Annotated in this window: 14 protein-coding genes; 10 read left to right on the top strand and 4 right to left on the bottom strand. The window is 43.2% G+C overall.

The genetic code is table 11. From position 1 onward, the window contains the following. Positions 1 to 95: 95 nt before the first annotated feature. The 4 genes from hslV (at position 96) to rraA (ending at position 3,672) form a co-directional block, all read left to right on the top strand. Positions 96 to 647, top strand: coding sequence for an ATP-dependent protease subunit HslV (gene hslV, locus VSA01S_RS11040; protein WP_039981339.1), 552 nt, complete (start codon positions 96 to 98; stop codon positions 645 to 647). 23 nt (positions 648 to 670) lie between these two features. After that, positions 671 to 2,002, top strand: a complete 1,332-nt coding sequence (hslU, locus tag VSA01S_RS11035; RefSeq protein ID WP_039981341.1) for an ATP-dependent protease ATPase subunit HslU — start codon at positions 671 to 673, stop codon at positions 2,000 to 2,002. A gap of 180 nt (positions 2,003 to 2,182) precedes the next feature. Further along, on the top strand, positions 2,183 to 3,100 hold the full coding sequence (locus VSA01S_RS11030) for a 1,4-dihydroxy-2-naphthoate polyprenyltransferase (protein ID WP_039981343.1): 918 nt from the start codon (positions 2,183 to 2,185) through the stop codon (positions 3,098 to 3,100). A 74-nt stretch (positions 3,101 to 3,174) separates the two neighbouring features. Further along, a complete protein-coding gene (gene rraA / locus VSA01S_RS11025; RefSeq protein ID WP_039981345.1) occupies positions 3,175 to 3,672 on the top strand; it encodes a ribonuclease E activity regulator RraA in 498 nt (165 codons plus the stop codon). 187 nt (positions 3,673 to 3,859) lie between these two features. Here rraA and glpX read toward each other — a convergent pair whose 3' ends face one another. Further along, positions 3,860 to 4,867 carry a class II fructose-bisphosphatase gene (gene glpX, locus VSA01S_RS11020; RefSeq protein WP_039981346.1) on the bottom strand — a complete coding sequence of 336 codons (1,008 nt, stop codon included), beginning with the start codon at positions 4,865 to 4,867 and terminating at the stop codon, positions 3,860 to 3,862. A 341-nt stretch (positions 4,868 to 5,208) separates the two neighbouring features. Here glpX and zapB point away from each other — a divergent pair, with 341 nt between their 5' ends. The 3 genes from zapB to VSA01S_RS11005 all read left to right on the top strand — a co-directional run bounded on the left by zapB (position 5,209) and on the right by VSA01S_RS11005 (position 6,738). Further along, positions 5,209 to 5,451: a cell division protein ZapB gene (zapB, locus tag VSA01S_RS11015; RefSeq protein WP_039981348.1), complete on the top strand. Its 243-nt coding sequence runs from the start codon at positions 5,209 to 5,211 to the stop codon at positions 5,449 to 5,451. A 250-nt stretch (positions 5,452 to 5,701) separates the two neighbouring features. After that, a complete protein-coding gene (locus VSA01S_RS11010) occupies positions 5,702 to 6,316 on the top strand; it encodes a helix-turn-helix transcriptional regulator (RefSeq protein ID WP_039981350.1) in 615 nt (204 codons plus the stop codon). A gap of 98 nt (positions 6,317 to 6,414) precedes the next feature. Next, positions 6,415 to 6,738, top strand: coding sequence for a DUF3135 domain-containing protein (locus VSA01S_RS11005; RefSeq protein WP_039981352.1), 324 nt, complete (start codon positions 6,415 to 6,417; stop codon positions 6,736 to 6,738). A gap of 41 nt (positions 6,739 to 6,779) precedes the next feature. Here VSA01S_RS11005 and VSA01S_RS11000 read toward each other — a convergent pair whose 3' ends face one another. Both VSA01S_RS11000 and VSA01S_RS10995 read right to left on the bottom strand, forming a co-directional pair. Next, complete coding sequence (locus VSA01S_RS11000) at positions 6,780 to 7,202, bottom strand: DUF805 domain-containing protein (protein ID WP_039981353.1); 423 nt, start codon at positions 7,200 to 7,202, stop codon at positions 6,780 to 6,782. Between the two features lie 94 nt (positions 7,203 to 7,296). Further along, positions 7,297 to 7,647 carry a 5-carboxymethyl-2-hydroxymuconate Delta-isomerase gene (locus VSA01S_RS10995; RefSeq protein ID WP_039981355.1) on the bottom strand — a complete coding sequence of 117 codons (351 nt, stop codon included), beginning with the start codon at positions 7,645 to 7,647 and terminating at the stop codon, positions 7,297 to 7,299. A gap of 317 nt (positions 7,648 to 7,964) precedes the next feature. Here VSA01S_RS10995 and tpiA point away from each other — a divergent pair, with 317 nt between their 5' ends. The 3 genes from tpiA to VSA01S_RS10980 all read left to right on the top strand — a co-directional run bounded on the left by tpiA (position 7,965) and on the right by VSA01S_RS10980 (position 11,288). Next, a complete protein-coding gene (gene tpiA, locus VSA01S_RS10990; RefSeq protein ID WP_039981356.1) occupies positions 7,965 to 8,735 on the top strand; it encodes a triose-phosphate isomerase in 771 nt (256 codons plus the stop codon). Positions 8,736 to 8,986: 251 nt separating this feature from the next. Further along, a complete protein-coding gene (locus VSA01S_RS10985) occupies positions 8,987 to 10,336 on the top strand; it encodes an MBL fold metallo-hydrolase RNA specificity domain-containing protein (RefSeq protein WP_039981357.1) in 1,350 nt (449 codons plus the stop codon). Positions 10,337 to 10,436: 100 nt separating this feature from the next. Next, positions 10,437 to 11,288 (top strand): alpha/beta hydrolase, encoded by an 852-nt coding sequence (locus VSA01S_RS10980; RefSeq protein ID WP_227739624.1) that lies wholly within the window; start codon positions 10,437 to 10,439, stop codon positions 11,286 to 11,288. Between the two features lie 107 nt (positions 11,289 to 11,395). Here VSA01S_RS10980 and VSA01S_RS10975 read toward each other — a convergent pair whose 3' ends face one another. Further along, on the bottom strand, positions 11,396 to 12,562 hold the full coding sequence (locus VSA01S_RS10975; RefSeq protein ID WP_039981360.1) for a nucleotide sugar dehydrogenase: 1,167 nt from the start codon (positions 12,560 to 12,562) through the stop codon (positions 11,396 to 11,398). Positions 12,563 to 13,070 lie beyond the last annotated feature (508 nt).

Here is a 13,070-nt window from a genome sequence, read left to right as displayed (position 1 = left end):
ATAATCCGTAATCCGTAACCTTCCCCCCTTGAATCCCAAAATCCCCTCCCCCATATATTGAGTTAAATCCAAAAATAAATAATAAGAGGTCGACTGTGACTACCATTGTATCTGTACGTCGAAACAATAAAGTCGTCATCGCGGGTGATGGCCAAGTATCATTAGGCAATACCGTCATGAAAGGTAATGCTCGCAAAGTTCGCCGCCTATATAACAATCAAGTCCTCGCTGGTTTTGCTGGCGGTACTGCCGATGCCTTTACCTTATTTGAACGCTTTGAAAGTAAGCTGCAAATGCATCAAGGACACCTGACAAAAGCAGCAGTAGAGCTGGCGAAAGATTGGCGTAGTGATCGTGCTCTGCGCAAACTAGAAGCATTACTGGCTGTTGCAGATGAAACTGCATCTTTAATCATCACAGGTAATGGTGATGTTGTTCAGCCAGAAAATGACTTAATTGCGATAGGCTCCGGTGGCTCTTTCGCTCAAGCTGCGGCGACAGCACTCCTTGAGAATACAGATTTAGACGCACGCATAATTGCAGAAAAAGCATTGAATATTGCTGGTGATATTTGCGTCTTTACTAACCATAACCATACTGTGGAAGAACTAGAATCAACTGCAGAACTTCCTAAGCCAACGGCTTAATCGTAACGAAGTAAGGAAAGAATATGTCTGAAATGACCCCTCGCGAAATTGTTCACGAACTGAACCGTCATATCATCGGTCAAGACAAAGCCAAGCGTTCTGTTGCGATTGCCCTCCGTAACCGCTGGCGACGAATGCAACTAGATGAGAGCTTACGATCAGAAGTCACACCAAAAAACATTCTGATGATCGGCCCAACAGGTGTAGGTAAAACCGAAATTGCACGCCGTCTAGCTAAACTGGCCAATGCTCCTTTTATCAAGGTAGAAGCAACCAAATTCACTGAAGTTGGCTATGTTGGTAAAGAAGTCGAAACCATCATCCGCGATCTTACTGATGTCGCTGTAAAAATGACTCATCAACAAGCAATGGAAAAAGTAAAATTCCGAGCCGAAGAACAAGCCGAAGAGCGAGTACTTGATGCCTTGCTGCCACCAGCTCGTGATGCTTGGGGTCAAAGTGAAGAAAAAGAAGAATCATCTAGCACTCGCCAAACTTTTCGTAAAAAACTACGTGAAGGCCAGTTAGACGATAAAGAAATCGAAATCGATGTAGCGGCTCCACAAATGGGTGTGGAGATCATGGCGCCTCCAGGCATGGAAGAAATGACTAACCAGCTACAGGGCATGTTCCAAAACCTAGCGGGTGATACCAAGAAGAAACGCAAACTAAAAATCAAAGACGCAATGAAAGCGTTGGCAGAAGAAGAAGCAGCTAAGCTGGTTAATCAAGAAGAGTTAAAAGAGTCAGCGATCTTCAATGTAGAGAACAACGGCATTGTGTTCATTGATGAAATCGACAAAATCTGTAAGCGCGGTGAAAGCTCTGGCCCTGATGTGTCTCGCGAAGGCGTACAACGTGACCTGTTGCCTCTTATTGAAGGCAGCACCGTCTCAACCAAACACGGTATGGTTAAAACCGATCATATCCTATTTGTAACGTCAGGGGCTTTCCAAGTCGCCAAGCCTTCGGATCTCATTCCTGAGCTGCAAGGTCGTCTGCCTATCCGTGTTGAACTAGAAGCACTAACAAGCAATGACTTCAAACGCATTCTTACTGAACCTAAAGCGTCATTAACAGAGCAATACACTGCTTTGATGCAAACTGAGAATGTCAATATTGAGTTTACCGAAGATGGTATTTGCCAAATTGCAGACGCCGCTTGGACGGTCAACGAAACCACTGAAAATATTGGCGCCCGTCGTCTTCATACCGTCATGGAACGCTTGATGGATGAGATTTCTTACGATGCTGCAGAACAATCGGGAGCTAAATTTGTGATTGATGCAGCTTACGTTCAAGAACGTCTCGGTGATACCGTTGAGAATGAAGATCTAAGTCGCTTTATTCTGTAACATTGACAACCAAGAGCTGGGCAACTTAACCCAGCTCTTTTTATGTCTTAACTGTGCATAATTAAAATGCATCATACAAATATCAAAAAACACAACCAATAGTTTGCTTGTTTGAGATCAATAGCACAGTTATCTTGATATGTTTATACTGGTTGTATGAGTTCTCTGCACAGTAATACCATGAAACACGCATTATCTATCTGGCTAGATGCCGCCCGTCCAAAAACTTTACCACTCGCTCTCGTATCCATTTTAACCGGTAGCGTCTTAGCCTACGCGAATGGGCAATATTCAATCGTCATTGCCGTAATGGCTTTTATTACTGCCACACTATTACAAGTCCTCTCCAACTTAGCCAACGACTATGGCGATACACAAAAAGGTACGGATAACGAACAACGTATTGGCCCTTTACGTGCCATGCAATCAGGAGCGATTACCTCCCAACAAATGCAGTATGCTATCACTTTCAATATTATACTTACCATCATATCGGGACTTACCTTAGTTCTTTATGCATTAGATAGCTTTGAAAGCATCGTGGCCTTTATTGGGTTGGGTATTACTGCCATTCTAGCTTCGATCACTTATACCATGGGGAAAAGACCTTATGGTTATGTGGGCCTAGGTGATATTTCAGTGTTTATTTTCTTCGGTTTACTCGGTGTAGCAGGAACTTATTTTCTGCACACTGGCCATCTAGATCCATCACTCATTTTACCAGCAATAGGCTGTGGCTTATTCGCTGTAGCAGTTCTCAATATCAACAATATGCGTGATATTGAAAATGACCGAGCTTGTGGAAAACGTACTATGGCTGTACGACTTGGTCAGAACAAAGCCAAATACTACCACCTATTTCTACTGAGTATCGCGCTACTGGTGTTTACCATTGCTTTAATTAAATTTAACAGCCCATTGTGGGTTAATTTGCCATTTTTGATCAGTATTTATGTCGTCTCTTGTCATGCCCTTGTTGTCTGGCGAGCGAAACAGCCTGTCGAATTTGCCCCAATGATGCCGACCATTGTGAAGTGCGCTTTAATCACTAATGGACTATTTGCGATTATCGTTATCATACAAACTCTAATGAGATAAACATGAATTGTCATTGCATTGACTTAATGGCTAGATATACTCAAAGACAATAGTATCTATTTGGAAGGCACGCTATGGAATACAATACCTCAGCACTTTGTGATATTTACCTTGACCAAGTCGATGTTGTTGAGCCTATGTTCAGCAACTTCGGAGGCCGAGCTTCATTTTCAGGTCAGGTAGTCACTATCAAATGTTTTGAAGACAACGCACTGATTCGCGAAACTCTAGAACAAGACGGTATGGGTAGAGTATTACTCATTGACGGCGGTGGCTCTCTACGAAGAGCGCTTATTGATGCAGAAATTGCAGCTCTGGCTGAAGAAAATGAATGGGAAGGGGTTATCGTCTATGGATGCGTAAGAGAAGTGGATGTACTTGAAGACATGAATCTCGGCATTCAAGCTTTGGCATCGATCCCAGTTGGCGCAGCATGCCAAGGTATAGGTGAAGTCGATGTCCCAGTCAATTTCGGTGGCGTGAGCTTTTTACCAGAAGATCATATCTACGCCGACAGTACTGGTATTATTCTCTCACCAGAACCACTCAACATAGATCTTGAGTTGGATTAACCGCCTCCGAAAGCATCGAAGATCACATAATACTTACTGGTGAGTTCAGTTTGTAATTCATTGATATCAGAGATACTCTCCTTGTAAGGCTGAGTATCCCTATTATCCTTAGCTTACTCACGTACTAATGCAGTTGAGTAAATGGACATACTTGAGGATAGTAATGTTATTTAACACTCAAGTTGTGTTACAAAATAATGTCGCGAATTTCTGAGTCTTTGCGTTCTAAGTAGTGCGTCGACTTGATCCGGCGGATCGTACGACAACGACCACGAATCAATAAAGTTTCTGTTGTTGCGACATTGCCTTGACGAGAAATACCCTCGAGCAAATCGCCTTTAGTAATACCTGTTGCTGAAAAAATGACATTATCGCTGCGTGCCATATCTTCCATTTTGAGTACTACATTGGCGGATACGCCCATCTGCTGACAACGTTTTAACTCTTCTGCACCATGAATACGGTTTTCTTCGCTATCGCCTTTCACCTCATGACGAGGAAGCAATCGACCATGCATATCCCCATCTAGCGCACGAATAACCGCAGCAGACACTACCCCTTCCGGAGCGCCACCTACACAGTACATCACATCCACTTCGCTATCCGGCATACAAGTAAGAATCGATGCCGCGACATCACCATCAGGCACCGCAAAAACTCGCACACCCATCGCTTGCATTTCGGCAATTACAGCATCATGACGAGGTTTAGCTAACGTGATCACGACCAAAGTATCCAACGACTTATTCAATGCCTGAGCAATATTGTTAAGATTAACCTTTAATGGCTGATTTAAGTCAATCACTCCCTTCGCACCCGGCCCAACGACAAGTTTTTCCATGTACATATCTGGCGCAGTTAAAAAGCTACCTTTTTCGCCAGCAGCAAGTACAGCAAGAGCATTAGACTGACCCATTGCAGTCATGCGAGTGCCTTCTATTGGATCCACTGCGATATCAACTTCATCCCCGCCCATTCCAACTTGCTCGCCAATGTACAGCATCGGAGCATCATCAATTTCGCCTTCACCAATAACGATTTCACCGCTGATTTCAGTTTTATTTAGCAAGGTGCGCATAACTTCTACCGCGGCTCCATCTGCCGCATTTTTATCTCCACGGCCCAGCCACTTGTAGCCGGCTAATGCCGCTCCTTCTGTCACACGGGAAAATGCCATTGCTAAATCACGTTTCATGATGTCTCCAACAAAATAAAAGGAAGAAAATTTGCGCGACCATTCTAACACAATGCCAGTTAAACGTTTGCGTTTTGAAAAGCGTTTACTTTAACTAAATTGCATTCGATCAATACTTAGATGATTTTTTAGTCTAGTGAGTAAAAAACACTGACTACAACAGATTTTGTTATCGATAAAAATCAACGTTTAGTGAGATTGCGCTGATTTTTTAATCAAATGATGCAAAATATCGAATATAGTGGGTGTTTCTCATCGCTACGCTGAGTAGAATGAACTCATAGGTAAGGTGCACGCGAATGCTGCGTATCGTCCCAATGGAATAAAATAGGTAGGCCAAGATGTCTTTTGAAGTACTAGAACAACTAGAAGCGAAAATTCAAACTGCTGTTGACACAATCACTCTTCTTCAGATGGAAATTGAAGAGTTAAAAGAAGATAAAGTGAAGCTTGAAACAGAAGCGAATAATCTTCGTTCTCAACATGAAGAGCTTGAACAGAAGTCACATCAAACTCAGCAAGAGCACGCTCAGTGGCAAGAGCGCATTCGTGCCCTGCTTGGCAAAATGGATGAAGTGGAATAATTTTTCTTGTAGATTCAGAATAGACAACACCCGCTTCGGCGGGTGTTGTGTTTTTAGAACATCTACAACACTTGAGAAACCTAAATACTTTAGAAAATTTGTCATATCTAAGAAAAATAACCATCAACTTTCACTCAAGTCACTTAACATAAGAAATCATTGAGTCACCCACCCATCGCTGTATATGTCATGGCTTGAGTATACCTTCCCTATCCCGCATAATGAGTCATGTTACAAAAGTGGTGGGTATATGAAGAGCGTTGATAAAATTTTGCAAATCGTTAAGCGAGATGGAAGCGTCACAGCAAAACATCTCTCTTCAGAACTTAACATGACGAGTATGGGCGCTCGCCAACACCTCCAAGCATTACAAGACGATGGACTTCTTTCTATTAACGATATAAAAGTAAAAGTAGGACGACCGACCCGCCACTGGTCACTAACACAAAAAGGCCACGAGCAGTTCGCTGACTGTCATGGTGAGCTAACGATTCAATTTATCGATGTCGTTGAACAAGTATTTGGGAAAGAAGGCTTAAATAAAGTGGTTCACGAACGAGAAAAGCGCACGCTTCATAGCTACCAGCAACATTTGAAAGATTGCGCCACTTTAGCAGACAAACTCAAAGCTTTGGTACTACTGCGTGAGCAAGAGGGCTATATGGCTGAACTGGAGCAAGATAGCGAAGGTTTTATTTTGATCGAGAATCATTGCCCGATTTGTAAAGCTGCCACGCGTTGTCCCAGCTTATGCCAATCAGAGCTGAACGTATTTCAAACCCTACTAGGTAAAGAAACCAGAATAGAGCGTACAGAACACATTATTCATGGTCAGCGACGTTGCGTGTACCGCATCTTTACCTGATATCAAATTCTTATTGGTGAGACAAATTCGATCCCTTACTTTACTGAGCTTGGATTGGATTACGCTTTAATTGATTATTCTATTAATTGGAGCGTGCTATGTCAGAATCGATTCAACTGCCCTGCTTTGATGAACTGGTCAAGATGGCCGAACAAGATCCCGTCGCGTTTGAACAGTTTCGTCAAGATATGGCTAATAAAGTCATTGCTGGTGCCTCAGAAAGAATGCAGCCAAGGCTCCGAGCGCAGCAAAACCACATTGATCAGGTGATCAACCACTGCAAAAACCCCAACCATACCAATATCGTGTTAATGAACGAACTGAGTAAACAAATAGTCAAATTCAGAGAAGCCCTGATGGGTGAAACGCATTTTGATCAACAAGCAGAAATTATTGAGTTGAAGGGGTTTCAGCCTAGGTAATTAGGTCCTAGACTCTAGAACCTAGCTCCTTCTCTTTTGGGCTACTTCGGCTCAGGTCCATACTGATTATCGCCTGATATTCCTTTCATAAAGCCACACTCAACCAAAATCCACACTCCACAAATCAACGCAAGAGAAGTCGACAATATTGTTGAAGCCTCAGGCTCTAAAAAAGAGTTGGATCCCATTGGGGAAGCTAAACGACCAACAACCAAAGGAATATTAAGAAGTAACCAATAGGCTGACTTACCACGGTCATGCCAACGTTTTGTTGTAATTGCTAAATCAGGCAACATTAGCAACAATAAACATACTGGCAGCAAAATCTGAACATAACCAGGAAACAACTTACTCATGCTGATCGTCAAGCCGATGATCGCAAGGTAGTAGAATGCATTCCATAGCCAATAAGTTTTACGGCCAATACGCCCTTGAAAAGAAAATAGTAACGCTTGAATCGACATGTATTTTTACTCTGATTTAGAAAGCTCTAGATTAGCGGAGGCTAAAAAAAAGAGCAAAAGAAACATATTAACCAAAGAAATATAAATCTAAAAACTATCCTCTCACTACTTTCTGAAAGCTATCGATGTCCATATCCCTTATATTGACCGTCAAGCTATGAATATGAGTTGCAGACTCTTGTAGTACTGTCATCAACGCACGTGATAACGCTCGTTTTTGTTCTGGTGTTCGTCCTACCAATAAGTCAAAGTTGATGTGGATAAAATCAACACTGTCTTCTTGCACACCAACTAACCAATTGTGGCAACGTAAAGTCCGTGACTTAACTGACGACAACTCAAATAAACCGCTGTCTAAAGCGACTTTATGTAAGTCCTCGAGTAAGCCTCGCACATTCACTTGCTCCTCAACCGAGTTAGAATATTCTAAAACTAAGTTTGGCATTTTATTTCCTTATTTGATTGACTCCTGAGCAAACTCCCCTTACTCAGAGCGTATCGTAGAACATAAAACACATATTAATGTTTTAACCTGTTGTATTCTTAGACAAATAGCTAACTTTTAAAAAGAGTCTGATAAGACTTCCCTTTTATAAGTCATGATGAACATGATTTAAGATAAATAAACACGAGTCACTTAGGCCAACTCAGATAAACAAGACATGACGCCAATCATGATCTGCAGGCATTATTCTGTTATATTCCTACGTAGATTTTTTACATCAATTGACTTTATACATAGAAGAGAAGGGAGATATTCCTATGCGTCGTCCTGTAGTGATGGGTAACTGGAAACTAAACGGTAGCAAAGCAATGGTCACTGAGCTACTAGCGGGTATTAACGCTGAACTTGAAGGCGTTGAAGGTGTTGACGTAGCCGTTGCTCCACCAGCTCTTTACATCGGTCTAGCTGAGTGCGTTATCGCGGAAGGCGGTAACAAAGTTATCCTAGGTGCACAGAACACTGACTTGCACAACAGCGGTGCATTTACTGGTGATATGTCTCCAGAGATGCTGAAAGACTTCGGCGCTTCTCACATCATCATTGGCCACTCTGAGCGTCGTGAATACCACAACGAATCAGATGAGTTCGTCGCGAAGAAATTCAACTTCCTAAAAGAAAATGGCCTAACACCTGTTTTCTGTATCGGTGAATCTGAAGCACAAAACGAAGCGGGCGAAACTGAAGCCGTATGTGCACGTCAAATCAATGCCGTTATCGACACTTACGGTGTTGAAGCGTTAAACGGTGCCATCATCGCTTACGAACCAATCTGGGCTATCGGTACTGGTAAAGCAGCAACTGCTGAAGACGCACAACGTATTCACGCGTCTATCCGTGCACTTATCGCAGAGAAAGACAAAGCAGTAGCAGAGCAAGTGATCATTCAATACGGTGGTTCTGTTAAGCCAGAAAATGCAGAAGCTTACTTCTCACAACCAGACATCGATGGTGCGTTAGTTGGTGGTGCATCTCTTGATGCGAAAAGCTTCGTAGCAATCGCTAAAGCGGCGGCGGCCGCTAAAGCATAATGGTGCTTTATCTTACTTTCACCTCTGAGGTTTAAGTAATCTGTTCTAAAGGGATGCACGAAGCATCCCTTTTTTATATTCAAACCCAGAATACTGTCACCATCCTACTTTCTATTCTCTATTCTAAAAACCGCCCTTCATCGCACTTCAATTAAGTCAACTTTATTCCAAGCAATATAATCACTAAGCTGCTCTACTTCGCTCTTCAGATACAAGAGCTTAATACGCTTGCTCAAGGAGGAGCAATCAGTATGACGACTCAACTTTCAGACACGGCCAGTGTAATTCATCACGGCGGCAAAGATACCGTGACGGGCTCCTGTCATGAACTCAAAGTACCGCACGGCAGCATCTTAATTGACTGCGGACTGTTTCAAGGTAAAGACTTACATTTTGCAGGACGTAAACCTTCGTTAGAAATTGAATTTTCGCTTAAATCCGTTCAAGCCTTAGTGCTGACCCACGCTCATATCGATCACATTGGCCGTTTACCTTGGTTACTTGCCGCTGGATTCAAAGGTCCTATCTATTGCACTCAGGCCACTGCCGAATTAGTGCCATTAATGCTTGATGATGGGCTGAAACTGCAGCTTGGTTTAAACACTGCCCGGCGCCAACAGGTGCTCAGCTTAATTAAAAAACGCCTTAAACCCTGTCGCTACCAGCAATGGATCCCACTTGGCCAGCAAACCTATTTGCGCTTTCAGCATGCCGGGCACATTCTTGGCTCAGCCTATGTGGAATGCAAACTGGCCAACAATGAGGTGGTGGTTTTTTCTGGCGATCTTGGCCCGTGTGATACACCTCTTCTGCCCGATCCAGTTTCTCCTGTGCGAGCCGATTATCTCTTTATCGAATCGACCTATGGCAACAAGCAACACCAAGCAATCGCCACACGCATTCAACGCTTAAACCGTATTATTGACCATGCTCTTGCCGATGGCGGCGTCATTATGATCCCAGCTTTCAGCGTCGGCCGAACACAAGAGTTGCTGTTTGATATCGAACAACTTATCCACCAGCGCAAGCTCTCAGCTCAACTGCCTGTCATTTTGGACTCACCGCTGGCGAATAAGATAACCAAAACCTATCGACGTTTCAAAAAGCTATGGGGGCAAGAAGCCAAGCAGCGTCTCGATAGTCATCGCCACCCATTAGCTTTTGAACAATGCATTAGCGTGCAAAGTCATCGAGAACATTTGGCGCTAGTCAATCGGCTTGCTTCAACGCAACAAGCCGCTTTGGTGGTTGCAGCTTCTGGTATGTGTCAAGGTGGCAGGATCCTCAACTACCTCAAAGCCTTACTGCCAGAGAGTAAAAATGATGTGCTGTTTGCTGGCTATCAAGCGCAAGGCACACTTGGGCAAGTCATTCAAAACGGCCAAACCAGGGTTATCATTGATGAGCAAGTCGTTGAGGTTAACGCTCAAATACACACCATTTCTGGTTATTCGGCCCATGCCGATCAAGCTGACTTATTACAGTTTATCGCTGGGATACCCACCCCACCCAAAGCGGTCCATTTGATCCATGGTGAACAGCACGCCAAACAAGCCTTAGCAGACAAGATAAACCCAAGCGGAATTCAAGTTGTCTTATAAGAATTATAATTTTGTATGAGAGTTTACTTGCTTTATGAGAATCGCGGCCGTTTTGTTAGGGAACTGACCAAGCAAACCGAATAGAGAACCACAAGGAAGAATGATGTTACTTATTACCAATCGTCAGTTAAATCGTACTCATCACCGCTTCGCTAAAACCAATGAACTGAGCCAATCTTTACTGTATTGCGAACATCAAAATGGCCAGACGCAAGAAATTGGCAGTGACTCATGGATGGAAGCTTTATTGAGCACTAATGTTGAACGAGTGCTGCTGTATATCCATGGTTTCAGTAATCAGCCAGAAGCGGATGTGATTAAAAACAGCTTAAAAATGCAAACCATGCTCGATAACAGCCAACCAGGTTGCGTGGTTATTCCGATCATTTGGCCATGCGATAACGATTTTGGCATCATTAAAGATTACTGGGACGATCAACTCAGCGCCGAATTATCTGGTCATGTTTTTGCCAGAGCGTTAGGCAAGCTGATCAACTGGCAGCAGCAACACGCACCTTGTTACCGGAAGGTCTCGGTTTTGGCGCACTCCATGGGCAACCGAGTCTTATTAAAAAGCTTAAACACGTTTGCTAAAGAGTTTGGCCATCAAGGTGTGCCACTGATGTTTGACGAGATATTTTTAATGGCGGCAGACATTGCCAATGATGCGTTGGAAGAAGATCAAGAAGGACGTTGGATTTTAGAAGCCGCAAATCAGGTGGTGTGCTTTTATGCCAAAGATGACTACGCGATGCCAGCCAGTAAAGTGATGAACATCCCACAGCGTTCTTACACGCGTCGTCTTGGTCAAACCGGACCAAAACATCACCTTGAGCGCGTAGAGTTAATCGATTGTTCGAGCTTTAATCAAAAACTGGATTACCCCAAAGGCCATACTTATTTTCTTGATGAAAGCAGCCCAGCTTGGCAGAGAGTGGTTGGGAAGGGTTAGGGTCCTAGGGTCCTAGGGTCCTAGGGTCCTAGGGTCCTAGGGTCAAGGTGCGGTAAGTGGGGTTGGGAGTCAAGGCTTTTTAGGCAAAGCCTTGACTCAGATACAACCTAATCGCTACCAAATAGGTCTCGGGTGTACACTTTATCTGCAACATCCGCAAGCTCTTCAACCATACGGTTAGAGACAATCACATCTGCCGTTTGTTTAAAGGCATCAAGGTTTTTGATCACTCGTGAGTGGAAGAACTCATCTTCTTGCAGCACAGGCTCATACACCACTACTTCAATACCTTTGGCTTTGATACGTTTCATAATGCCTTGAATAGAAGAAGCACGGAAATTGTCGGAGCCAGCCTTCATAATCAAACGATAGATCCCCACTACTTGAGGGTTACGCTTTAAAATAGACTCCGCAACAAAATCTTTACGAGTGCGGTTTGCTTCTACGATCGCACCAACAATATTGTTTGGTACGTCTTGGTAGTTTGCTAGCAGCTGTTTGGTATCTTTAGGTAGGCAGTAACCACCGTAACCAAACGACGGGTTGTTATAGTGATTACCGATACGTGGGTCGAGCCCTACCCCTTCAATAATTTGACGCGCATCTAGGCCATGAGCTTCGGCATAGGAGTCCAACTCATTAAAGTAAGCCACACGCATGGCTAGGTAGGTGTTGGAGAACAGCTTAACCGCTTCTGCCTCGGTCGAGTCGGTAAACAGAACTTGAATATCTTGTTTTACCGCCCCCTCCACGAGCAGGTTAGCGAAGGTTTGTGCACGTTGACTACGCTCACCAACAATAATGCGCGAAGGGTGTAAGTTATCATACAGCGCCTTACCTTCACGTAAAAACTCCGGCGAGAAAATTACATTATCACAGTTCAGTTCTTGCTTGATACGCTCAGTGTAACCAACTGGCACAGTTGATTTGATCACCATCACCGCATCAGGGTTAATCGCCACAACATCCTTAATAACCGCTTCTACCGAAGAGGTATTAAAGTAATTAGTCACTGGGTCATAATCGGTCGGCGTCGCAATCACAACATATTCCGCACCTTGATACGCTAACTGCTTATCCGTAGTAGCAGTAAAGTTAAGCGGTTTATTAGCCAGAAAGTCTTCAATCTCACTATCGACAATCGGCGACTGCTTTTGGTTAAGCAATTCAACTTTCTCGGCAATGATATCTACGGCAACGACTTCGTGGTGCTGGGCAAGCAGCATCGCATTTGAAAGGCCAACATAGCCAGTACCTGCAACAGCAATTTTCATTCTAATTTCCTAACTTTAAAACTGGCGAAAGAATATCAGATTATACATATTGTCGATAGAAGATAATATTCAATCAGTCTTTAGAGCGACCAAAGAGTTGAAATAATGAAAATTGGCATTAAGCGCACCTATTTTCTTTAAACAGCTCAGCAAGATACCCCCTCGAGAAAGTACTCCAAACGTCCGTCTAATGTTATGTTGAACTTCGGATGAGTTATATTTTCATCGTAGCAAACGATTTCGCATAAGCAAAATATACATGCAGACCCATTTTGATACACCTGAGTAATATAAATCAGAAGCTCGTTCATTGCCGAGCTCAAACCATCAAGCTAATAAAAGCAGAACAATCGTGATTCGAGCAGTGCTACACTGTGTTGTCTCTGACATGAAACTGCAATAACGAATAAGTGTTGCTAATCATTACTTGGTTTAATAACTTTTACCATCAAAATTTTATTAAATTACTCTCTGTTTTTAGAATAATTCTCACGGTAAGGTTTTGCAT

Origin of the sequence: Vibrio sagamiensis NBRC 104589, from assembly GCF_007990935.1 — a bacterium.
In the GTDB taxonomy this organism is placed as follows: Bacteria; Pseudomonadota; Gammaproteobacteria; order Enterobacterales; family Vibrionaceae; genus Vibrio; species Vibrio sagamiensis.
This window is presented reverse-complemented; position numbering and strand designations above follow the sequence as displayed.